The sequence below is a fragment of the Nocardiopsis kunsanensis DSM 44524 genome (assembly GCF_000340965.1).
In the GTDB taxonomy this organism is placed as follows: Bacteria; Actinomycetota; Actinomycetes; order Streptosporangiales; family Streptosporangiaceae; genus Nocardiopsis; species Nocardiopsis kunsanensis.
Window position 1 is genome coordinate 116,124 of the sequence record NZ_ANAY01000010.1, and the last position, 20,184, is coordinate 136,307.

The window sequence follows — 20,184 nt, forward strand, 5'->3', positions numbered from 1 at the left end:
GGGCGCCCCCGTTTTTGTGGCGGGTTATGGAGGGGTGTCGAAGAGGGTGAGGTAGTTGCTTGCTTCGAGCAGGTGGGCGTTCTCGCGGGCGGTGGGGGTTCCGGTGTCGGGGTCGGCGCCGTGGTGGGTGAGCAGGGCCACGATGGTGCTTCGGCCTTGGAAGACGGCGCTGGAGAGGGGGGAGTGGCCGTGGTCGTTGAGGCGGTCCAGGTCGGCGCCGTGGGTGATGAGGGTGGCGACGGTGTCGGGGTGGCCGTGGTGGGCGGCGAGCATGAGCAGGGTGTTGCCCTGGTCGTTGGTGAGGTTGACCGGGAGGCCGGCGCGTAGGTGGGCGTCCAGGGTCTGGGTCTGGCCTTGGCGTGCGTGGTCGAACATGCGGGTGGCCAGTTCGGCGATGTGGGGGGTGTGGTCGGGTTGTTGGTTGCTCACGGGGGTGAGCCTAGCGGGGGTGTTGTGGCGGGGGGGGGGGGTTCGGGGTTGGCTGTTCTGCGGCGTGTGGTGTTCTGCTCGCTTTTGTCGTTAGGGTTCTGCGCAACCCCTGAGAGGAGCTCCCCCGTGCGACATGTTGTCGGCTTCTTGTCCGGTTTGCTGTTGGGTCCGTTGTTGGTCCTGATTGCCGGCTGGGCGTTCTCGCATGTGAGGAATCTGCATGCTGGCGGCGGTTCCGTGTTGGCCGGGTCCGGGCCGTTGGCTCTGGCCGGGTTGGCGGCTGCCGGTCTGATCTTGGCGCTGGTGGCTGTGCCGTCCCGTTTGACGCCCATGGTGGCCTTCGGTGCTGCTTTGACCATGGGTGGGGCCAGTGCTGTGGCGGTGGTGCGGATGCATCTGCTGGAGCGTCTGCCGATGGTGCCTGGTGCCGAGGGCGCGATGGTGCTGTTGCCGCTGGGTGTGTTCGTGCCCGTGGTGGTGGTGTTGTTGGCGCCGTTGTTCGTGGGCACGCGGTGGACGGGCCGGGAGAAGGGCGAGGTCGGTGAGGAGGAGTATTTCGAGGGTCTGTATGAGCAGGATTCCTCGCAGCTGGGGCCCAAGCACCGGTATTGACGGTGGGGTCCGGTCGGGCCCGGGCCTGGTCCCTCTCGGGGGCGGGGTCCGGGCCCGTGGTGTGTCAGTGCCGCCAGGTAGGGCCCCAGGAGTGGCTGCGGGAGACTTCCGGGGGTAGGGGCGGCAGGCCCAGGGCGGGGTGGGCGCGGCGCCGGCCGGGTTCGGTCGGCTGGGGTGCGGGCTCGTCCTGGGGTGCGTGGTCCGTCTGCGGTTGGGGGGCTGTTTCCGGTGCGGGTGTGGTGACGGGCAGGGGGGTGTGCTCGGGCTGGTCCTGGTGGGGCGGGTCCGTTTCGGCCGGGGTGGTGTGTTTCCACCACAGGTCGGCTTCGGTGGGGTCCAGTTCGCTGTCCACGATCAGCCAGCCGTGGACGTGGGGGTGGCGGCGTCCGGCGTTCCAGGAGCGCGGGGAGGGCTGGGGGTCCAGGACCAGGAGGCGTTCGCCTTCGACGGTGGGGATCTCGGCGGGTACGCCTTCGTTCCAGACGCGGGTGCCGTCGTGGGCGATCAGGTTCCACCAGCCCCACACGGTGGGGGCGTCGGGGTCGGTGGGGCCGTCGCGGAAGGAGGTGACCCAGCGGGGATCGGGTTCTGGTCCGTTGAGGCCTTGGCCTTGTTCGCCGAGGAGGGCGTCGGCGAGCAGGGTGTGGAGTTGGAAGTTGTCGCCGATGCCGTCGAAGAGGATGCGGAAGGCGCGGCCGGTGGTCCGGTGCAGGACCAGGGCGGAGGTGGCTTCGCTCATGCGCAGGAGTGCGCGGATGTCGTCGAAGTCGGTCAGGTGGGGGCTGAGTTGGTTGGCCAGGGCCATGAGGTTGGCGTGGAGGGCGGGGTCGCGGCGGATGTGGGCGCGGACGCCGGGTTCGCTGAGCATGGTGCGTGCGGCCAGGGTGTGGCGGCCCAGGGTCCACCAGCTCATGGTGGCGGTGGGGGCGGTGTGGGGGCCCAGGTGGGTGGCGACGCGGGTTTCGGCGTCGGCGGTGGTGTGGTCGGGGGCGGGTGGGGTGCCGCCGCCGGTGTGGTTCCAGGCGTGGAGGAAGGTGAGGGCGTCTTGGCCGACGGTGTGCAGGAGGTGGAGGATGTGGGGGCCGGTGGGGCCGGGGTCGGTGCCGAGTTCGACGAGGGCGCCTGCCAGGACGGTCAGGTCGGCGGTGATGCCGGGGGCCAGGTGTGTGGTGTGGAGCAGGGTGGTGAGGGCTTCGAGGGCGAGTTCGCGTTCGTGGGTGGGGACGTGGGTGGCTTGGGTGTGGACGTGGTGGACGGCGTTGGGGAAGGTGTGGGGGTCTGCTGCTACTGAGGCGTCGATGAGTTGTTGGAATGCGGTGCGGAATTGTTCAACCATGCGTCCGTCCCCTTTCTCCCCTTACTAACTTAATGTGTCGCTGGGGTGGGTTCGCACGGTCTGGTGGCGTTGCTGGTAGTTACAGGCCTAGGCGGGTGACGGCGTTGTCGTCGAGGGGGTCGGCGGTGCGGATGTAGTCGTGGACGGTGCGGGGGTTGGTCCAGCGTCCTTGGCGCATGATTTCGCGGTCGCCTGCTCCGCCGAGGGCGGCTTGGGTGGCGAAGCCGGCGCGTAGGGAGTGGCCGCCGAAGTCGGCGGGGTCCAGGCCGGCGCGGGCGGCGTAGCGTTTGACGAGTTCGGTGACGGCGCGGCCGGACATGGGGCGGGTGCCGATGCGGCCGTGGCGGTCGACGGTGGGCAGCAGGGGTGCGCTGGGTGGGAGTTGGGGTGGGTGGGTGAGCAGGGTGTGGCAGTGGTGGTGGGTGGGTGGGGGTGTGGGGGTGGTGTGTTGGAGGTGGGTGCGCAGGCTGTGGTGGCCGTGGGTGTGGTGGTGGGCGAGTAGGTGGGTCCAGTCGGTGTAGGCGCACAGGCAGCAGGTGTGGGGGTGGCGGCCGCGTGGGAGGGCGATCTGGTGGCCGCGTTGTCCTTCTTGGTCGGTTTTGGTGGCGCCCAGTTCGATGGTGAGGGTGGGGTGGCCGGTGGTGGGGTCGGTGCGCAGGTCCACGTCGGCCAGGTCCAGGGCGGCCAGTTCGCTGCGGCGTAGGGCGCCGGCGAAGCCGGTGAGCAGGAGCAGGGCGTCGCGTCGGCGGGCCACTCCCCCGGGCCAGCCGTCGTCGGGGCGTTGGGTGAGCAGGTGTTCCAGGGTGGTCAGCAGGAGGGGGTTCTTGCGTTGGGGGCGGGTGCGGCGGGTGCGGCGGATGCCGCGCAGGGTGGTGCGGACGACGTCGGTGCGGGTGGGTGAGGGCAGGCCGTGGGCGGCGTGGACGGCGGCGATGGCGGCGGCGCGTCGTTGGAGGGTGGAGGTGGCCAGGGCCCAGGTGCCGGTGGTGGTGCGGGTGTGGGCGCAGGCGGCGAGGTAGACGGCGACGTCGACGGCCTCGGCGGGCAGGCTTTGGCGGTGTTCGGCCAGGCACCAGGTGGTGAAGTGGCTCCAGTCGGTGCGGTAGGCGCGCAGGGTGTTGGGTGATTGGGCTTGGGTGAGGTAGTGGCCCAGGATGTGGGCTTGTTCGGTGTCGAAGCGTTCGCGGACGTCTTGGAGGGCTTGGGGGTCGACCAGGACGCTGTGGGTGGCGCGGTTCAGGCGTTGGGCCACGGGTGCGGGCAGGACTTGGTCGTGGCTGTCGTCGTGGGGTGGGTGCATGGTGGTTTTTCGCTGTTCAGGGGCCGCTGAAGTGGGTGGTCAGGGCGTGCCAGAGTTCTGTGGGCGGCATGAGCAGGAACAGGGGTAGGGCGGTTGCGGTCAGGGCGGCGGCGAAGCCGAAGAAGGCGATCTTGCGGCGTAGGAGGGCGGCCAGGAGGGTGGCGAGCAGGGGGACGGCCAGGGCCAGGGCCAGGAGCCAGATCAGGGCGGTGCCCAGGGCGTTGATGTGGTCGCCGGGCAGGGGGGTGCTGGGGTCGGCTCGGGTGTGGGCGAGGGTGTCCTGCAGGTCCATGAAGGTGAACAGCAGGTGTGCCAGGGCCAGGGGGGTGCCCAGGGCCCACAGCAGGGCCAGGCCGGTCCACAGGGCGGTGATGCGCCGGTCGGGTGGGTCGGGTATGACCACGGGTGCGCGGCCGGGGCGGCGGGTGGGGGCCGTTTCGGTGGTGGTGTCGTGGCCTGGTGTGGGCGGGTGGTGCTTGGGGCGTTTGTGTTTCTTGGGTGACACGCCGTGGAGCTTACCCGCCCAGGGAGAACAGGTGGATGGCCGACACGAACACCAGGGGCCAGGCCAGGAGGGTCAGGCACCACAGGGCGGCTCTGCGGTCGTCGGCGACGGTGGCGACGGCGGCGCCGAGGAAGGGTAGGCCGACGGCGGCGCCGAAGGCGATGGTGAACCATTCGGCGGCTGAGCCGGCGTGGGCGGTGGCTTGCAGGCCCCTGAGGTAGCCGGCGGGTCCCAGGGTCAGGGCCAGGGCGGCCAGGATGGTCAGGACGATGCGGATTCCGGTGGGGTGGCGGGTGTTGTGGCCACCGCCGGTGGTGGAGGGACGGTCAGACACGGGGGCCGTGGTGCCTTTCGGGTTCTGCGGCGCGGGCCATGGCGGTCGGGCTGGTGCGGGTGCCTTCGGCGGGTGGGGCGCTGGTGGGTGCCCTGCTGCTGGTGGGGCAGGTTGTGGCGCCTTGTGTGACCAACGTACTCCACGTGGGTCGGTGCCCGGAACGGCCTGGGGGTGGGGCTTTTTCGGGTGGTGTGGGTGGTGTGGGTGCGGGGTTATTCGAGTACGTGCCATTGGACGGTGCCGACGCCGGATCCGGTGCCGATGACTTGGTCGAAGGCGGCGGTGGACAGGTCCAGGCAGCGGCCGTCGATGTAGGGGCCGCGGTCGTTGATGCGTACGGTCGCGGAGCGGCCGTCGGTGGGGTTGGTGACTTCGACCATGGTGTCGAAGGGCAGGGTTTTGTGGGCGGCGGTCATGGCGTAGGTGTCGAAGGTTTCGCCGTTGGCGGTGGTGGAGCCGTGGAAGCCGTCGCCGTAGAAGGAGGCTTGGCAGGTGCCGCTTTCTCCGGTGGGTCGGCCGCTGGTCTGGTCGGTGTCGGTGGGTTGGGGGGTCTCGGGTTCGGGTTCTTGGGTCACGGTTGGGCCTTGGGCGGAGGTGGTGGGGGGTTCGTGGGGGGGGGGGTGGTCGGTGTCGGGTTCGGTGCCGGTGTCGGTGTGGAGGGGGTTGGTGGTGGCCGGGGGGATGGTTGCGGCTTGGGTGGTGTGTTCGGGTGGGGTTCTGGTGGTGATGACGGCGGCGGTGGCGGTGCCTGCGATCAGGAGTGCGGCGCCGGTGGCCGAGGCTGTGAGTAGGGCGCGTTTCTTGCGGCGGCGGGTTGCGGCTCGGCGGGGGCCGGGTGTGGTGGGTCGGGTGTGGTCGGTGTGGTGTGTGTCCATCGGGTTGTCCTCGGAAGGGGAACAGGGTGTGTGGGTGGCCCTGAGGGCGGTGCGTTCGTGGGTTGTTTGTCCTGTTGGTGTGGTTGTGCGGCAGGTGGGGCCGGGGCCGTGAGGGGGGTGGGTCCGGGCGTTGAGCCTATGGGTAACGCGGGGGTAACGGTAGCTGGAGGGCGGGGGTTGTGGAACTTCTCACGGGCTCTTGCGGATGGGGGTGGTGGGGTGTGTGGCCTGGGAAAACGCTGGGGCAGACCGGGGCTTGGGCGGGGTGGGGGGTGTGCTCCTCCCCCGCTTCTACTGGCCAGTAACATGCGGGGTATGAGCCTGCACCAGACCCGCCACGGGTACCGCTTCGACCGCGACACCGCGGTGCACCAGCACGCCGAGGGCACCTACACCGCCGCCCTGACCGATGCCTGGACGACCTTCACCACCCACCCCAACGGCGGCTATGTGCTGGGCACGGCCCTGGCCGGGCTGGGCCGGGAGCTGTCCCAGCCCGATCCTTTGGCGGTCTCGGCCTTCTTCCTGCGTCCGGCAGCGCCGGGGCAGGCTGTGGTGCGTACCGAAGTGGTGCGCCAGGGGCGGCGTACGGCCACCGGCCAGGTGGTGTTGGAGCAGGGCGGCAAGGAGGTGGTGCGGGCCGGGGCCACTTACGGTGACCTGTCCCCCGATCCCGGGGCGCGGGTGTTGAGTCTGGATCAGCCCCCGCAGTTGCCCGAGCCGGAGCGGTGCCTGGTCCCGGCCGAGTTCGAGGAGCCCGAGGGGGTCTCGATCGCTTCCAGTGTGGAGTACCGGTATGCGCAGCGGCCCGGGTGGTTGGACGGCCGGGTCGGGGGCCCTCCCTACAGCGAGTTCTGGATGCGTTTTGCCGATGGGCGGGAGGCCGATACCCGCTCGTTGGTCTCGATGGTGGATTTCGCTGTGCCGGCGGTGTTGGAGATCGGTGAGTTCTCGACGGTGACGGTGGAGTTGAGTGTGCACGTGCGGGCCCGGCCGGTGGCGGGGTGGCTGGCGTGCCGGGTTCTCACCAAGCATGTCAGTGGCGGGTTGCACGAGGAGGACATGGAGATCTGGGACCGTTCGGGGGTGCTGGTGGCCCAGGCCCGCCAGTTGGCGATGTTGGTGTGAGGGCGCTCGCGGGTTCGAGGGGGCTGCCGACGGGGCCGGCGGTCCCCTCTTGTTGTGGCCTGGTCTCAGGCCAGGGCGCGGAAGTGGGTGGTCAGGCGGTGTTGGTCGTCGAGCAGGTGGAAGGCCACGGCGGGGGGTTGGTCCGTGGCGGCGGTGTGTTCGCTGTCCCAGGGCATGGGGGCGCTGCGGATCAGGGCGGGGGCCAGTAGCAGGGGGCGTCCGGCGAAGGTGGTGGCGCCGCCGGTGTGGGTGTGGCCGACCAGGATGGCGGCCACGCGGGGGTGGGCGCCCAGGAGTCCGGCCAGGTCTTGGGTGTTGTCCAGGCGCAGGTGGTCGGCCAGGGGGTGGTGCAGGCGGATGGGCGGGTGGTGGAAGGCCAGGAGGGCAGGGGTGTTGTGGTCCAGCTCCTGCAGGGTCTGGTTGATCCACATCAGGGTGGTGGGTTGCAGGTGTCCGCCGTCGCGTCCGGGGGTGGTGGAGTCGCACACCAGGATGGCGGTGCCGTTGATGTGGTGGAGCTGGTTGAGGGGGCCGGTGGTGGGGGGCTGGTGGAGCAGGTAGCGGCTCAGGGCGGCGCGGTCGTCGTGGGTGCCGGGGCAGGTCAGGACGGGGAAGGGCAGGTCGAGCAGGTCGGCGGCTTGGCGGTAGCGGGCGGGGGTGGGGGTGTGGGCCAGGTCGCCGGTGATCAGGAGGGCGTCGGGGCGGCGGGAGAGGTGGGTGAGGTGGTTCAGGGTGCGGGTGGCGCGTTCGGTGGCGCGTGGGCCTTGGTCCAGGTGCAGGTCGCTGATGTGGGCCAGGAGTAGTGTCATCGAGGGTTCCTTCGCCGGTGGTCCGGTTGCCGGTCGGGCGGGCTGGTTTTTGCCAGAACGTTATGGGGCGTGGTGGGTGTGGGCAACCGGGGTGGCGAGGGGGTGCGGGTGGTTGGTGGCCTTCTTGCGCTGGTGTTTTGTGTGTTGTGGGTTCAGGTGTGTGCGGGGCGGGTGCGGCGGCGTCGGCGGGCGAGTAGGCCGTGGCGGGGTGAGAGCAGGTAGGCCAGGGCGAAGGCGCCGGCTTGGGCGAGCACGATGGTGCCGCCGGTGGAGATGTTGAGGTGGAAGCTGGTGAGGACTCCCAGTGCGGCGGCCGATGTTGCGATGGCGGCGGAGATGGCGAGCATGTGCTCGAAGCGGTCGGTGAGCAGGTAGGCGGTGGCGCCGGGGGTGATGACCATGGCTACGACCAGGATGATGCCTACTGCTTGCAGGGCCACTACGACGGTCACGGCGAGGAGGCCCAGCAGGAGGGTTTCCAGTCGGCGCGGGTGGAGGCCGAGGGCGTGGGCGTGGGTGGGGTCGAAGGCGTAGAGGGTCAGGTCGCGGTGTTTGTACCAGATCAGGGCCAGGACGAGGGTGGCCAGGGTCAGGATTTGGGCGATGTCGGTGTCGGAGACGCCCAGGACGTTGCCGAAGAGGATGTGGCTCAGGTCGGTTTGGGTGGGTACGCGGGAGATCAGTACCAGGCCCAGGGCGAACATGGCGGTGAAGACCACGCCGATGACGGCGTCTTCTTTGACGCGTGAGGTGCGGTTGACGGTGCCGATGAGGGCGACCGATCCGGCTCCGAAGGCCAGGGCGCCGGCGGCGAAGGGTGCTCCGAGGACGAAGGAGAGGACGACTCCGGGCAGGACGGCGTGGGAGACGGCGTCGCCCATGAGGGACCAGCCCATGAGGGTCATCCAGCAGGAGAGGACGGCGCAGACCAGGCCGGCGACCACGGCGACGAGGAGGGCGCGTTGGACGAAGGCGAATTGCAGGGGTTGGGTGAAGAAGTCGGTCAGGGTGGTCAGGGTGTCCATGTGGGGCCTTTCTGGGGTGTGGGGTTTTCGAAGGCCTGCATGAGTGTTTGGGGGCGTAGGACTTGTTCGGGGGTGCCGTGGGCGATGACGCGGCGTTGTAGGAGGAGGGCTTGGTCGCACAGGGTGGGGACTTGGGTCAGGTCGTGGGTGGAGATGAGCAGGGTGTGGCCTAGGGCGCGCATGTGTAGGAGGAGGTCGATGATGGTGGATTCGGAGTTTTTGTCGACTCCGGCGAAGGGTTCGTCCAGGAGCAGGATGTCGGCGTTTTGGGTCAGGGCGCGGGCGAGGAAGGCGCGTTTGCGTTGTCCGCCGGACAGGGCGCCGATCTGGCGGTGGGCGAGTTGGGTCAGTCCGGTTTGTTCCAGGGCTTGGTCTACGGCTTGGTGGTCGGTGGGGCGGGGGCGGCGGCGTGGGCCCATGTGGCCGTAGCGGCCCATCATGATCACGTCGCGTACGCGTAGGGGGAAGGTCCAGTCGACTTGTTCGGACTGGGGCAGGTAGGTGAGTAGTCCGCTGCGGCGGGCTTTGTTGTGGGTGTGGCCCAGGATGCGTATGTGTCCGTGGTCGGGTCGGGTCAGGCCGAGGATGGTTTTGAACAGGGTGGATTTGCCTGAGCCGTTGGTGCCCAGGAGGGCGCAGGTGGTTCCGGTTTCGACGTGGAGGTCGATGTTGTCCAGGGCCAGGACGTGGCCGTAGTGGACGGTGGTGTTGGTGACGTGGATGGCTGGGGGTGTGTTCATTCTTGGTGGTCCTCCTTCTCGTCCTGGTTGTTCGGGGGCTGGGTGGGGGTGAGGCCTTGGGTGATGGCTTGGGCGTCGTGGCGTAGCAGGTCGAGATAGGTGGGGACGGGGCCCTCGGGTGGGGAGAGGGAGTCGACGTAGAGGGGTTCGCCCATGTGTGCGCCGGTGTCGCGGGCCACGGCTTGTTGGGCGCTGTCGTTGACGGTGGTTTCGCAGAAGACGGTGGGTATGTCGTTGTCTTCGACGAATTGGGTGACTGAGGCGATTTGTTGGGGGGTGCCTTCGTTCTCGGCGTTGGTGGGCCACAGGTAGGTCTCGGTCAGGCCGGTGTCGCGGGCCAGGTAGGAGAAGGCGCCTTCGCAGGTGACCAGGGCGCGGGTGTGTTCGGGTACTTCGGTCAGGGCGTTGTGCAGGTCGGTGCCGACTTGGGTGATGTCGGTCTTGTAGTTCTGGGCGGTTTGTTCGTAGTGGTGGGCGTCTTCGGGGTCGAGTTCGGTCAGGGCTTTTTGGATGTTGTCGACGTAGGTGGGGCCGTTGTCGGGTGACATCCAGGCGTGGGGGTTGGGTTGGCCTTGGTGGTTGCCGGAGGTGATGGGGATGGTGTCGATGCCTTCGGTGAGGGTGTGGGTGGGGGCGTGGATCTGGTCGGTGAATTGGGTGAGCCAGGTTTCCAGGCCCAGGCCGTTCTGGAGGATGAGGTCGGCTTCGTTGCCGCGGACGAGGTCGTCGGGGGTGGGTTCGTAGCCGTGGATCTCGGCGCCGGGGCGGGTGAGGGAGGCGACTTGGAGGCGGTTGCCGGCGATGTTTCGGGTCATGTCGGCCAGGACGGTGAAGGTGGTCAGGACCAGGGGGCGTTCTTCGTCGTGGTGTGGGGTTCTTGGGGTGGAGCAGGCGGTCAGGGTCAGGGCCAGGGTGGTGGCCAGGGCCGTGGCGGTTGTGGCTGCGGTCCGAGGCATTGAACCGGTCCCATCTCTAAAGTTCGGCGTGCCTAACTTTTTATCATAGGCGGGCCGAACCCTGGCGGTCCTGGGCTGCGGCGACGGTGGGCGGGGCGGGCCCGGCTCCCGGGTGTTGGGCGTGTGGCATGGGAGCCGGGCCGGGCGGGGCCTAGACTCCGGTCCATGAGCACCCCTGTTGCGCCTGTGCGCACGACCGTGGAATTGCCCGAGGGGCCGCTCAGCCTCCTGAGCGCGGGAGAGCGGGGCAGCCCGGTGGTGCTGCTGGGCGGGGGCGGTGTGAACAATGCCCTGATCAGCTGGGGCCCTTTGTTGGAGGATCTGGCTGCCACGCACCGGGTGGTGGCCCTGGACTGGCCCAAGCAGGGGCGCAGCCGGCCCTGGAACGGGGTGGCCGACCACGCCGGCCTGATGGAGGTGGTGGATGCGGTCCTGGACCATTGCGGTTTCGAGCGCGCTCACCTGGTGGGTCTGTCCCAGGGCGGAGCGGTGGCGCTGGCCCAGGCCATCGCTCGTCCCGGCCGGGTGGAGCGGGTGGTGGCCCTGGCTCCGGGCGGGGTGGGTTCCTACGCGCCGGGGCTGCACCAGTTGTTGTGGTTGAGCGGGCGCAGTCGGCTGCTGCACACCAGGGTGCCTTCGTTGTTCACGCGCCGGCGTTCGCAGGTGGCGGCGCTGGCCCGCCGTGTGCTGTTCGCCGGGCCGGTGGCCGATTTCGATGAGGTGGTGTCCCTGATGTGGGAGGAGGTGCGGCAGAACGGTGCGGGGCCCTCGGACTGGCAGAAGGCTTCGTTGAACCCGTGGGGGGTGAACGTGGATCTGCGCCCGCACCTGGGCCGTGTCCTCGCGCCCACGTTGTTCTTGCAGGGTGATCGGGACGTGGTCGTCTCGCCCCGGGACACCATCGCGGCGATGCGCCGGGTGCCGGGGGCGCGGCTGCGGATGGTGCGCGGGCACGGGCATTGGTTGCAGCGCCAGTCCCCCGGTCTGGTCAATGCTCTGGTGCGGGATTTCCTGGATCAGCACAGTCCCGGGGCCGGGCCGGGGGTGCGCGGGTGCGAGAGCCCGGTCTGAGTCGGCCTTCTGCAGGGGGTGGGGGCGGTATCCTCGGAGCTGTTTGCCGCTCTTGCCTGCAGGAGGTGCGGGGTGCTCGACACCTGGACCGCGATCGATTTCGAGACCGCCAACAACGACCGTGGTAGTGCGTGCTCGGTGGGGTTGGTGCGGGTCAGTGGCGGGCGGGTGGTCGAGCGTTACAGCACGTTGATCCGTCCGCCGCGGCCGGTGGATTTCTTCAGTGCCCGCAACACGGCTGTGCACGGGATCACGGCCGCTGATGTGGCCGGTGCTCCCGGGTGGGAGCAGGTGCACCGGGACATCGTCGAGTTCTGTGGCCAGAGCCCGTTGGTGGCGCACAATGCCGCGTTCGACGTGGGGGTGTTGCGTCGGGCGTGCGCGCACAGCGGGATGGCCCATCCCGAGTGGGATTATGTGTGCACGTTGGCGTTGGCGCGGCGTACGTGGGGGCAGTTGGCCGACCACAGGTTGCCGACGGTGTGTGCCCATATCGGTCATGTCCTGGGTGCTCACCACCGGGCCGATGCCGATGCCGAGGCTGCTGCGCAGGTGGTGTTGGCGGCCATGGCCCATTACGGCACGAGTTCGTTGTTGGAGTTGTCCGGGGCCAGCGGGCTGGTGTTGTCGCATCTGCCGGCCGGGGCGGCGGTGGCTGTGCCCGAGGCCGTTCCGGTGGAGGGCGGGGACCGGTTCAGTCGTTGGCAGAGCCAGGCCCGGGCCCCGTTGCCCCGGGCCTGGAGCGGGGCCGACCCGGACGGTCCGTTGTTCGGGCAGGTGGTGTGTGTGTCCGGGGAGCTGGAGTCCATGGACAAGACCGAGGCGTGGAAGCGGGTGGCCGAGGCCGGGGGGCATCCGGCCAAGAACGTCACCAAGAAGACCGGTGTGCTGGTGGCCGGGCGCAACGACCACGGCGGTAAGAGCGCCAAGCAGCGCCAGGCCGAGGCCTATGCCGCCCAGGGTCAGCGGATCCGGGTCGTGGACGAGGCGCGGTTCTTGGCGTTGTTGGGGCTGGAGCAGGGTTGAGGCACCCCGGGGGTGCCCGTGTCGGTAGGGGCGGGCACCCCCCTTTTTTTGTGTTCGGGGTCAGTGGTTGTTGCCGGCAAAGCGCAGGAGGGCGCCGTGGTCGCTGCCGGCGGGTGCGGTGTCCTGTTCGAGTAGTTCGGTGAAGGAGGCGCCGGAGGCTGCTGCTGAGCGCAGCATCAGGGCGCTGGCCGGGGCGGTGAACACGTCGTGGTCGACCTGGCCCAGGTCGGCGGGGTCCTGGGCGACCGGGACGGGTTGGGTCAGGCTGGCGTACAGGTGGTTCTCGTTCTGGCGTTGGGCTGTGAGCAGCAGGGTCTGTACGCGTGCTTCGGTGAGCATGTGTGTGGCCTGTTCGGTGCCTTCCACGGCTTGGTCGTGGGCGAGTTTTTGCTGGTAGTCGTTGAGGGCTTGGGTGTGTTCGTCCAGGATGTGCTCGGCCAGGGCCTGTTCGGCGGCCTGGTGCAGGCGTTCCTGGGCGGCCTGTCCCCCGCGTCCGCCCGCGATGATGCGGATGGGGATGCTGAGTTGGCGCGGGCCCAGGTTCTGGCGCAGGTAGGTGATGGCTTCCTCGTCGCCGCCGACCAGGATGATCTTGGCGTCGACGGCGCGTACGGCTTCGCGTACGCGTTCGGCGAAGGCGGCGGTGTTCTCGCGCCACATCTGTTGGGCGGCGTGTTGGGCGCTGCCGCGTCCGCCCAGTCCGCGGCGTTGTCCTGGGCCGCTGCGGCCCAGGGGGCCGTCGAGGTTGTGCATGGTCTGGCCGGTGGGGTGTTCTTGCAGGGCGGGGCCTTGGGTGGGTTGGTCGGTGTAGCCCACGATCTTGGCGTTGACCCGGTCCAGGGCGACCAGGACGTAGGGGATGTGGCGTCCGCGGTCCACGACCAGGGGTAGTGGGTCGGGTACGGGCATCCAGGTGGCGTGGTCGTGTTGGGGGGGTACGGCCAGGGTGTGGGTGTCCAGGAGTTGGCCTTGGGAGGCGAACAGGGACTGGCCGTGGGTGCCGTAGGAGCGTGAGGGGCCCTGGCCCACGGCTTCTTCGAGTGCGTGGAGGGTGGCCTGGTCGGTGCCCAGTCGGGTCAGGTGTTGGCGCAGGTGGCGCCAGCGCAGTTCGATCTCCTTGTCGGAGTCGGTGCTGTGGCGGCTGGTGTCCAGGTGTACCGAGGCCACGGGGGCGTCGGTGCTGTAGAGAGGTCGCAGGAAGCCCAGGTCCATGTGCGTGCAGGGCGTGTGTCCCCCGCCCTGCCCCACCTCCTTCTTGGGGTCGGCCCTGGGGTCCATCCTGGGGTACGGGGCGCGTTGTGGACATAGGTTTGTGCAGGTGAGTGCGCTCTTTGTCCAAGGATTTGCTGTGTGCTGACCCGCCGGGTGGGTGCGGGGCGGCCGGGGCGGGGTGTGTATCGAAGTGGTGACGGGTCGTGGAGTGGGGTTGGTGGCGGGGCTGCGGGGGGTATCTGTTCTGGGTGGATGAGGGGGAAAGCGCCTGTTTGGGTGGTCCTCCTCGTGTTCTCAGTGCCCTGCCCCCAGACGATGAAGGACCCCGATGTCCACCCCTGCCCCGGCAGCTTCCCCTTCGCTGCTGCGCCGTTACCTGAACATTCCCCTGATCTGGAAGATGGCCGTGGCCCTGGTGGCGGGCGCGGTGGCGGGTCTGGTGATCAACGCCGCCGGTGTGCAGGAGCGGGCGCTGGCCGTGTTGGATCCGCTCGGTGAGATCTTCCTGAACCTGCTGCAGATGCTGATCTTCCCGCTGATCATCACCACGCTGGTCGCGGGTGTGTCCTCGATCTCCCCGCAGCGGTTGGGGCGGATCGGTGTGAAGGTGTTCGTGTTCTACCTGGTCACCTCGGCCTTTGCCATCACGGTGGGGTTGGCTCTGGCGTTGGCGGTCTCGCCCGGTGCGGGGTTGAGCATGCCCGGCGGGCAGGGCCAGGAGGGCGCCGAGGTGCCGTCGGTGACCGACACGCTGGTGCAGATCGTGCCGGCCAACCCTTTCCAGGCTCTGGTCGAGGGCAACGTGTTGGCGATCATGTTCTTGGCGTTGGTGTTCGGTCTGGCGTTGACCTTCATGATGAACAGCGACGACGAGCGCGCCCAGGAGTGGGGCCTGTTCCTGCGCAAGGGTACTGATGCCGCCGCCGACCTGGTGTTTCGGGTGGTGCGTGGTGTGCTGGAGTATGCGCCGGTGGGTGTGTTCGCGTTGATCGCGGCGGTGCTGGCCCAGACCGGGGCCGAGGCGATCGGTCCGCTCGTGCAGCTGACCGGTGTGGTCTACGGGTCGATCGTGTTGATGGTCGGGGTTTATGCGTTGATCCTGCTGCTGTTCCGTGCGCCGTTGGGTCGGTTCTTCGCTGCGGCCAAGGATCCGATGGTGACTGCGTTCGTGACCCGTTCCAGTGGCGGCACTCTGCCGGTGTCCACGGCGGCGGCCCGGCGTATGGGTGTGCGTGAGGGTGTGTACGGGTTCAGTCTGCCGTTGGGCGCGACCGTCAACATGGACGGCACTGCGATCTATGTGGGTGCGGCCACGGTGTTCGTGGCCAACATCGCCGGGCAGAGTTTGGGTGTGGTCGAGCTGGCCACGGTGGTGCTGGTGGGGGTGTTGGCTTCTGTCGGTACGGCGGGGGTGCCCGGGGCGGGGCTGGTGATGTTGACGATGGCTACCACGTCGGTGGGGTTGCCGATGGCGCCGGTGGCTCTGGTGGCCGGTATCGACGCGTTGTTGGACATGGCCCGCACGATGTGCAATGTCACCGGTGATCTGGCGGGTACGCGGGTGGTGGCGGCCACGGAGAAGGGGATGTTGCGTGAGCCGGGCCAGGAGGAGGGTCAGGGGCAGGACCTGCAGCGGCGGGGCTCGTCCTCGTCTTCTCCGGGTGTTGAGCCCGGGCAGGGGTAGGCCTTGCGTGCCGGCCGGGGTGTTGAGCCCGGGCAGGTGTTCGGGTGGGGTGCGCCCCCGCGCGGGGGCGCACCCCACAGTCAGGTCGTGTTCCGGGTCCGGGCCGGGGCCAGCACCGTCAGTCCCACCGCGGCGTAGGGCAGCATGAACAGGGTGAAGACGGCCGGGTGGCCCAGCCCGGTGATGAGGCCGGCGTAGCCGGCGTAGGTACCGATGGCCACCGCATCGGTGCCCAGGCCCGCCAGTGAGGTGACGGTGGCGCGGGCGCGGCCGGTGATGGCTTCCTGCAGGCGGGCGTCGGCCACCACGGCCAGGACCTGGTAGATGGCGAAGCCGGCGCCCAGCAGGGCCCAGCCGCCCCAGGTGCCCAGGTGCGCGCCGGTGCCTGCGGCCAGGGTCGCTGCGATCAGGGCCAGGCCCAGGAGGGGGCGGGGCCATCGGGCCGCGCGGGCGGCGGTCAGTCCGCCGATGGTGACGAAGGCCCAGACCAGGAGCATGACCGCGGGCACGGTGGCGGGGGCGACGCCGCTGTCGGAGGCCAGGAGGGGGATGTATTCCTCCAGGCTCTGCCAGAAGACGGTGGCTACCACGAGCAGGAGCAGGGCGGAGCGGACCGGGCGGCTGGTGCGGGCCTGGTGCAGGCCTGCGCGCAGGGTGGCGGTGTAGCCGGGGTCGGGGTGGGGGTTCTGGTCCGGGGTGGTTGTGGGGCGTTGTTCGGGTAGGGCCAGTGCGGTCAGGGCGCCCAGTGCGCACACTGTGACGCTGGCGGCGCCGACCGTGGTGTAGCCGCCGTGGGCCATGGCGGGTACGGCCAGCAGGGTGGCGGTTCCGGCCGAGGCCACTTCCAGGGCGCTGGTGCGTCCCATGAGGCGGGTGTAGTGGTCGGGTGCGCCGCGGTGGTCCAGTTCGGTGTGGACCAGGGCTTCCAGGGTGCCGGAGACCAGGGTGCTGCCGGTGCCCCAGAGCACGAACCCGGCGGCGAAGGCCGGGTAGGAGGGTGCCAGGAGCCACAGGGTGAAGCCGGTTCCGGTCAGTAGTGGGCCCAGGGCCAGGAGGTGGCGGCGTGGGACCAGGTCGGCCCAGGTGCCGGTGGGGAGGGCCAGCAGGACGGAGGTCAGGGACCAGATCACGAACAGGGAGCTGATCTGGGTGGTGGAGAGTCCGTGGTGTGCGAAGAGCAGGGTGTAGACCGGGTACAGGAGGATGAGTTCCTGGCACACGGCGTAGGCGTACAGGGGGCGGGTCAGGCGTTGCAGGCGTGCGTTGTTGGCGTGCGTGTACGGGGTGGGCATGGAGGTCTTTCTGGTCGCCGGCGGGCACGGGTTGGGGTGGCGGGCCCTGGTGGGGGTCCGCGTGCCCGTGGGGGCGATCGACCTCGTGTGGTGGGTTAACGGCGCTTGTGCATGGGTTCAGTGTAGGAGCGGGTGTGGGTCGGGCGCCAGGGTCGGTGCTGCTGGGGTGGCGGGTGGGGTGGGTGGTTCAGGGGGTGTCGGGGCTGATCCACAGGGCTTGGGCGGCTACCAGGCCCAGGGCTTGGGGGCGTGGGTCTGCCTGGGTGTGCACGGTGATCTCCATGGATCCGGCGAAGGGTTGGTGGCGTTCCACGCGCAGGTGCATGCCGATGCCCAGGTCGACTTCGTCGAGGTAGCGCAGCAGGTCGGGGTCGGTGTCGTTGACGCGGACGATGGTGCCGGTGGTGCCTTCGTCGGCTTGGGAGAGCAGCAGGGAGGGGCGTTGGACGATGTCGCCTTCGCGGGTGGGGATGGGGTCGCCGTGGGGGTCGACCAGGGGTTGGCCCAGGTGGTGGGCTATGCGGTCGACGAATTTGTCGGAGACCACGTGTTCGAGGATTTCGGCTTCGTCGTGGACTTCGTCCCAGGAGTAGCCGAGTTCGGCGACCAGGTAGGTCTCCAGGAGGCGGTGGCGGCGCAGGACCGACAGGGCGGCCTTGGTGCCGGCTTCGGTGAGGCTGACGGCGCCGTAGCGTTGGTGTTGGACCAGGCCGAGTTCGTTGAGTTTGCGCAGCATGCCGGAGACGGAGGAGTTGGACACCGACAGTCGTTCGGCCATGCCGGAGATGGTCACCGGTTTGGTGCCTCTTTCCTGGAGGTCGTAGATGACCTTCACGTAGTCCTCGACCGACGTGGACGGTCGTGTCGGTGCGTTGTCCATGGCCGTCACCGTACCGTGTGTGCGGTGGGGCGGCCATGTGGTGTGTGGGGCCTGTCCGGGGCGGGGCGTGGGTGTCAGGGGCGGGTGGGGGTGGCTTGGTGGAAGAAGCAGCGCCAGGTGTGGTCGCTGTCTTGGCGCCAGAGGCTGCTGCGTAGGCTCCGGTGGCCGGTGGTGCTGGTGGTGTAGGTCAGCTGCACGAGGCCGGGGGCGAGTTGGCGGCCGGCCATGTGGTGTACGTGGGGGCGGTGTCGCACCGCTGGTCCGCTGTTGTGGTGTTGGAGCAGGTCCAGGATCGCGGCGCGGTCGTAGACGGTTCCGGAGGAGCCGTATTCGGTGAAGTCCGGGGCCAGGAGGGCGCGTGCGCGGGTGGGGTCGGCGCGCAGGTCGGGTTCGAGCAGGCGCATTTCTGCGGTGATGGCTTCGTGGACGGCGCTGGTGGGGTCCATGGTTCTCGATTCTGCTGGTGCCGGGCGGGCGCGGGGTGTTCTGGTTGCCTGCCGTGGATCTGGGGCGGGGGTGGGGTTGTGCCCTGGGGTTACAGGGCGCTGAGGGGGCCGGTTGCTTTGAGGAGCATTTCTTCGTATTCGGCTTGGGGGTCGGAGTCCAGGACGATCGCTCCGCCGGCGCCGATGGTGAGTTCGCCGCCGGAGCGTACGGCGGTGCGGATGATGATGTTCAGGTCGGCGGCTCCGTTGTCGGACAGGTAGCCCAGGGCGCCGGAGTAGGGGCCGCGGGCGGAGGTTTCCAGGCGGTCGATGATGTCCATGGTGCGGAGTTTGGGGGCTCCGGTCATGGATCCTCCGGGGAAGCAGGCTCGGACGGCGTCGAGGGCGTTGTAGTCCGGGTGCAGGTGTCCGCGCACGGTGGAGACGAGTTGGTGCAGTCCGGCGTAGGTCTCGGTGTACATGAAGGCGGGTACTTCGATGCTGCCTGGTTGGCAGACCCGTCCCAGGTCGTTGCGGAGCAGGTCCACGATCATGAGGTTCTCGGCGCGGGTCTTGGGGTCGGTGGTCAGGGCGTGGGCGGCGGCGCGGTCGGTGCGGGGGTCGGGGTGGCGGGGTGCGGTGCCTTTGATGGGGCGTGATTCGGCTGTGTGGTGGGTGTCCACGCGCAGGAAACGTTCGGGTGAGCAGCTCAGGAGGGTGAGCCCGTCCAGGCGTAGCAGGGCGGCGTAGGGGGCGGGGTTGGTGCGGCGTAGTTTTCGGTAGAGCTGGAGGTCGTCGGTGTGGGGGTCGGGTGTGCGGATCCGGTTGGTCAGGCAGATTTCGTAGCTTTCGCCTTGGGTGAGTTGGGCCAGGCATTCTTTGATGTCGGCCAGGTAGTGGGTGTGGTCGCGTTCCAGGAGTGGGGTGGGGTCGGTCTGGTGGGTGGTGGGGGTGGGTTCGGGTAGGGGGGTCAGGTTGTTCAGGGTGGTGCGGGTGGTGTGGAGCCAGGTGGTGGCTTCGGGGGTGTGGTCGGTGCTGACCAGGTAGGTGCGTTGTTGGTGGTGGTCCACGGCTATGAAGCGGTCGCAGCGCATCCAGACGGCGTCGGGGGTGGTGGCGGTGTGGGTGTTGTCGGTGCCGCAGTGGGCTTTGAGTTCGTAGCCGAAGTAGCCGATGTGGCCGCCGGTGAAGTCGAAGGGAAGGTCGGGGTGGGGGTGGGTGGGGTGGTGGCGGCGTTCGAGTGCGGTGAAGATGGTGCCGTGTTCGTGGTGGGTGGTGCCGTCGGGGCGACGGATGTGTACGTGGTTCTGGTCGAGGTGGTAGGTGAGGATGTCGCCGGTGGCTGCGCCCAGGTAGGAAAAGCGTGCGGGGCCTTGGGGTAGGGAGCTGTCCAGCCAGAAGGCGGGTGTGGTGTGGGCGTAGAGGTGGTGGAAGGCGGCTTCGGTGTCGATTTCCCGGTCCAGGGTCAGGACTTGGGGGTGTGGGGTGGAGGGTTGGTGTTCGTGTGGTGTTGGTGGGGCGGGCGTGGTGGTGCGGGCGCTGCGTGCGCGGGGGCGGGCCAGATCGGCGAAGGTGGTGAGCAGGGTGTGGCCGTGTTCGCCGGCCACGGATTCGGGGTGGAACTGCAGGCCCCAGCGGGGGAGGTCGCGGTGGGTCAGGCCCATCAGGACGCCGTCTTCTGCGTGGGCGGTGGCGTGCAGGTGTTCGGGCAGGGGTTGGGTCACGGCCAGGGAGTGGTAGCGCACGGCGGTGAAGTCCTGGGGCAGGTGCGTGAACAGGCCGGTGCCGGTGTGGCGGATGCGGGAGAGGTGGCCGTGGCGGGGGCGGGGTGCGGAGTGCACGTGGGCGCCGGCCAGGTGGGCGATGGCTTGGTGGCCCAGGCATATGCCCAGGACGGGCAGGTGGGTGCGGGCCAGGAGGTCGGGTACCTGGCCCAGGTCGCGGGGGTTTTGGGGCCGGCCGGGGCCGGGTGAGATGAGTAGGGCGTCGTAGTCGGCGGTGTCCGGTGTCTGGCAGGCGGGGTCGTCGTTGGTCACGATGGTGGGCCAGTGGCCGGTGGCGTCGGCCGTCAGGTGCGCCAGGTTGTAGGTGTAGGAATCAAAGTTGTCCACCAGGAGAACGCGCATCCGGCCCTTTCTGTTGTGCGGGTTCTTCAGGTTACGGCGGTGGGTTGTTGTTCCTGGGTGGGGGCCTGGTCCGGTGCGGGGTGGGCGCTGGGGCCGGGGCGGGGTAGAACGCAAGGGTGTGGCCCTGTGGTGGGGGCTGCGGTGTGGTTGCGAAGGGTGTGTGGTTTCGGTGCTGGTTCTGTTCCTGCTTGTGACGGTGGCGGCGATCACTCAGATGTCCGGTCCGGGGCCGGGTCGGAGCCCTGGTGTGCGTGGTTCTTCGACTGGGCGCGGGTCGCGGGGGCCGGAGGTGGCCGGGGAGGGGATGGATCCGGCTCTGGCTGAGCTGCGTCTGCGCTATGCGCGCGGTGAGGTCGGTCGTGAGGAGTTCTTGCAGCGCAAGATCGATCTGGAGTGAGACCGGCGGGCTCGGACGGGGC

Annotated in this window: 21 protein-coding genes; 6 read left to right on the forward strand and 15 right to left on the reverse strand. The window is 69.2% G+C overall.

Annotated features, from left to right (window positions below; genetic code table 11):
• Window positions 1-24 precede the first annotated feature (24 nt).
• Window positions 25-429 carry an ankyrin repeat domain-containing protein gene (locus D456_RS0108270; RefSeq protein ID WP_017575702.1) on the reverse strand — a complete coding sequence of 135 codons (405 nt, stop codon included), beginning with the start codon at window positions 427-429 and terminating at the stop codon, window positions 25-27.
• Window positions 430-555: 126 nt separating this feature from the next.
• On the opposite strand from D456_RS0108270, the gene D456_RS0108275 reads away from it, so the two are divergent.
• Complete coding sequence (locus D456_RS0108275) at window positions 556-1,041, forward strand: hypothetical protein (protein ID WP_017575703.1); 486 nt, start codon at window positions 556-558, stop codon at window positions 1,039-1,041.
• A 64-nt stretch (window positions 1,042-1,105) separates the two neighbouring features.
• Here the strand turns inward: D456_RS0108275 and D456_RS0108280 are convergent, their stop codons facing one another.
• The 5 genes from D456_RS0108280 to D456_RS27755 form a co-directional block, all read right to left on the reverse strand.
• Complete coding sequence (locus D456_RS0108280) at window positions 1,106-2,377, reverse strand: hypothetical protein (RefSeq protein WP_017575704.1); 1,272 nt, start codon at window positions 2,375-2,377, stop codon at window positions 1,106-1,108.
• Between the two features lie 79 nt (window positions 2,378-2,456).
• Window positions 2,457-3,677, reverse strand: a complete 1,221-nt coding sequence (locus tag D456_RS0108285; RefSeq protein WP_017575705.1) for a site-specific integrase — start codon at window positions 3,675-3,677, stop codon at window positions 2,457-2,459.
• A 16-nt stretch (window positions 3,678-3,693) separates the two neighbouring features.
• The gene (locus D456_RS0108290; protein WP_017575706.1) at window positions 3,694-4,182 is read right to left on the reverse strand and encodes a hypothetical protein; all 489 of its coding nucleotides are present in this window, start codon (window positions 4,180-4,182) and stop codon (window positions 3,694-3,696) included.
• A 10-nt stretch (window positions 4,183-4,192) separates the two neighbouring features.
• Window positions 4,193-4,516, reverse strand: a complete 324-nt coding sequence (locus D456_RS0108295) for a hypothetical protein (RefSeq protein ID WP_017575707.1) — start codon at window positions 4,514-4,516, stop codon at window positions 4,193-4,195.
• Window positions 4,517-4,728: 212 nt separating this feature from the next.
• Window positions 4,729-5,391, reverse strand: coding sequence for a septal ring lytic transglycosylase RlpA family protein (locus D456_RS27755; protein ID WP_017575708.1), 663 nt, complete (start codon window positions 5,389-5,391; stop codon window positions 4,729-4,731).
• Window positions 5,392-5,706: 315 nt separating this feature from the next.
• Between D456_RS27755 and D456_RS0108305 the strand changes: the two genes are divergently transcribed.
• Window positions 5,707-6,519 (forward strand): thioesterase family protein, encoded by an 813-nt coding sequence (locus tag D456_RS0108305; protein WP_017575709.1) that lies wholly within the window; start codon window positions 5,707-5,709, stop codon window positions 6,517-6,519.
• Window positions 6,520-6,584: 65 nt separating this feature from the next.
• Here the strand turns inward: D456_RS0108305 and D456_RS0108310 are convergent, their stop codons facing one another.
• From D456_RS0108310 to D456_RS0108325, 4 genes are all read right to left on the reverse strand, one after another.
• On the reverse strand, window positions 6,585-7,328 hold the full coding sequence (locus D456_RS0108310) for a metallophosphoesterase (RefSeq protein WP_017575710.1): 744 nt from the start codon (window positions 7,326-7,328) through the stop codon (window positions 6,585-6,587).
• A 152-nt stretch (window positions 7,329-7,480) separates the two neighbouring features.
• Window positions 7,481-8,353 (reverse strand): metal ABC transporter permease, encoded by an 873-nt coding sequence (locus D456_RS0108315; RefSeq protein WP_017575711.1) that lies wholly within the window; start codon window positions 8,351-8,353, stop codon window positions 7,481-7,483.
• On the reverse strand, window positions 8,341-9,093 hold the full coding sequence (locus D456_RS0108320; RefSeq protein ID WP_017575712.1) for a metal ABC transporter ATP-binding protein: 753 nt from the start codon (window positions 9,091-9,093) through the stop codon (window positions 8,341-8,343). The genes D456_RS0108315 and D456_RS0108320 overlap by 13 nt, the downstream gene beginning before the upstream one ends.
• Entirely contained in the window at window positions 9,090-10,049 is a 960-nt protein-coding gene (locus D456_RS0108325) for a metal ABC transporter substrate-binding protein (RefSeq protein ID WP_017575713.1), read from the reverse strand. The genes D456_RS0108320 and D456_RS0108325 overlap by 4 nt, the downstream gene beginning before the upstream one ends.
• A gap of 165 nt (window positions 10,050-10,214) precedes the next feature.
• On the opposite strand from D456_RS0108325, the gene D456_RS0108330 reads away from it, so the two are divergent.
• Both D456_RS0108330 and D456_RS0108335 read left to right on the forward strand, forming a co-directional pair.
• Window positions 10,215-11,120, forward strand: a complete 906-nt coding sequence (locus D456_RS0108330) for an alpha/beta fold hydrolase (RefSeq protein WP_026115689.1) — start codon at window positions 10,215-10,217, stop codon at window positions 11,118-11,120.
• Window positions 11,121-11,192: 72 nt separating this feature from the next.
• The gene (locus tag D456_RS0108335) at window positions 11,193-12,146 is read left to right on the forward strand and encodes an exonuclease domain-containing protein (RefSeq protein ID WP_017575715.1); all 954 of its coding nucleotides are present in this window, start codon (window positions 11,193-11,195) and stop codon (window positions 12,144-12,146) included.
• A gap of 60 nt (window positions 12,147-12,206) precedes the next feature.
• Here the strand turns inward: D456_RS0108335 and D456_RS0108340 are convergent, their stop codons facing one another.
• Window positions 12,207-13,358 (reverse strand): baeRF2 domain-containing protein, encoded by a 1,152-nt coding sequence (locus D456_RS0108340; RefSeq protein ID WP_026115690.1) that lies wholly within the window; start codon window positions 13,356-13,358, stop codon window positions 12,207-12,209.
• A gap of 328 nt (window positions 13,359-13,686) precedes the next feature.
• On the opposite strand from D456_RS0108340, the gene D456_RS0108345 reads away from it, so the two are divergent.
• Complete coding sequence (locus tag D456_RS0108345) at window positions 13,687-15,042, forward strand: dicarboxylate/amino acid:cation symporter (protein ID WP_017575717.1); 1,356 nt, start codon at window positions 13,687-13,689, stop codon at window positions 15,040-15,042.
• A gap of 80 nt (window positions 15,043-15,122) precedes the next feature.
• Here D456_RS0108345 and D456_RS0108350 read toward each other — a convergent pair whose 3' ends face one another.
• From D456_RS0108350 to pabB, 4 genes are all read right to left on the reverse strand, one after another.
• Window positions 15,123-16,334: an MFS transporter gene (locus D456_RS0108350; RefSeq protein WP_017575718.1), complete on the reverse strand. Its 1,212-nt coding sequence runs from the start codon at window positions 16,332-16,334 to the stop codon at window positions 15,123-15,125.
• Between the two features lie 187 nt (window positions 16,335-16,521).
• Window positions 16,522-17,214, reverse strand: a complete 693-nt coding sequence (locus D456_RS0108355) for a metal-dependent transcriptional regulator (protein ID WP_017575719.1) — start codon at window positions 17,212-17,214, stop codon at window positions 16,522-16,524.
• A gap of 74 nt (window positions 17,215-17,288) precedes the next feature.
• A complete protein-coding gene (locus tag D456_RS0108360; protein WP_017575720.1) occupies window positions 17,289-17,660 on the reverse strand; it encodes a nuclear transport factor 2 family protein in 372 nt (123 codons plus the stop codon).
• 89 nt (window positions 17,661-17,749) lie between these two features.
• Window positions 17,750-19,765 carry an aminodeoxychorismate synthase component I gene (gene pabB, locus D456_RS0108365; protein ID WP_017575721.1) on the reverse strand — a complete coding sequence of 672 codons (2,016 nt, stop codon included), beginning with the start codon at window positions 19,763-19,765 and terminating at the stop codon, window positions 17,750-17,752.
• A gap of 214 nt (window positions 19,766-19,979) precedes the next feature.
• On the opposite strand from pabB, the gene D456_RS0108370 reads away from it, so the two are divergent.
• Window positions 19,980-20,162 carry an SHOCT domain-containing protein gene (locus D456_RS0108370; RefSeq protein WP_239643791.1) on the forward strand — a complete coding sequence of 61 codons (183 nt, stop codon included), beginning with the start codon at window positions 19,980-19,982 and terminating at the stop codon, window positions 20,160-20,162.
• Window positions 20,163-20,184 lie beyond the last annotated feature (22 nt).

What these genes read in the sequence shown, in the direction of transcription:
- D456_RS0108280 (WP_017575704.1), bottom strand. Translation starts at nt 2,377, where the DNA reads ATGGTTGAACAATTCCGCACCGCATTCCAACAACTCATCGACGCCTCA.
- D456_RS0108350 (WP_017575718.1), bottom strand. Translation starts at nt 16,334, where the DNA reads ATGCCCACCCCGTACACGCACGCCAACAACGCACGCCTGCAACGCCTG.
- D456_RS0108340 (WP_026115690.1), bottom strand. Translation starts at nt 13,358, where the DNA reads ATGGACCTGGGCTTCCTGCGACCTCTCTACAGCACCGACGCCCCCGTG.
- D456_RS0108285 (WP_017575705.1), bottom strand. Translation starts at nt 3,677, where the DNA reads ATGCACCCACCCCACGACGACAGCCACGACCAAGTCCTGCCCGCACCC.
- D456_RS0108345 (WP_017575717.1), top strand. Translation starts at nt 13,687, where the DNA reads ATGTCCACCCCTGCCCCGGCAGCTTCCCCTTCGCTGCTGCGCCGTTAC.
- D456_RS0108315 (WP_017575711.1), bottom strand. Translation starts at nt 8,353, where the DNA reads ATGGACACCCTGACCACCCTGACCGACTTCTTCACCCAACCCCTGCAA.
- pabB (WP_017575721.1), bottom strand. Translation starts at nt 19,765, where the DNA reads ATGCGCGTTCTCCTGGTGGACAACTTTGATTCCTACACCTACAACCTG.
- D456_RS0108305 (WP_017575709.1), top strand. Translation starts at nt 5,707, where the DNA reads ATGAGCCTGCACCAGACCCGCCACGGGTACCGCTTCGACCGCGACACC.
- D456_RS0108355 (WP_017575719.1), bottom strand. Translation starts at nt 17,214, where the DNA reads ATGGACAACGCACCGACACGACCGTCCACGTCGGTCGAGGACTACGTG.
- D456_RS0108360 (WP_017575720.1), bottom strand. Translation starts at nt 17,660, where the DNA reads ATGGACCCCACCAGCGCCGTCCACGAAGCCATCACCGCAGAAATGCGC.
- D456_RS0108325 (WP_017575713.1), bottom strand. Translation starts at nt 10,049, where the DNA reads ATGCCTCGGACCGCAGCCACAACCGCCACGGCCCTGGCCACCACCCTG.
- D456_RS27755 (WP_017575708.1), bottom strand. Translation starts at nt 5,391, where the DNA reads ATGGACACACACCACACCGACCACACCCGACCCACCACACCCGGCCCC.
- D456_RS0108310 (WP_017575710.1), bottom strand. Translation starts at nt 7,328, where the DNA reads ATGACACTACTCCTGGCCCACATCAGCGACCTGCACCTGGACCAAGGC.
- D456_RS0108370 (WP_239643791.1), top strand. Translation starts at nt 19,980, where the DNA reads ATGTCCGGTCCGGGGCCGGGTCGGAGCCCTGGTGTGCGTGGTTCTTCG.
- D456_RS0108320 (WP_017575712.1), bottom strand. Translation starts at nt 9,093, where the DNA reads ATGAACACACCCCCAGCCATCCACGTCACCAACACCACCGTCCACTAC.
- D456_RS0108330 (WP_026115689.1), top strand. Translation starts at nt 10,215, where the DNA reads ATGAGCACCCCTGTTGCGCCTGTGCGCACGACCGTGGAATTGCCCGAG.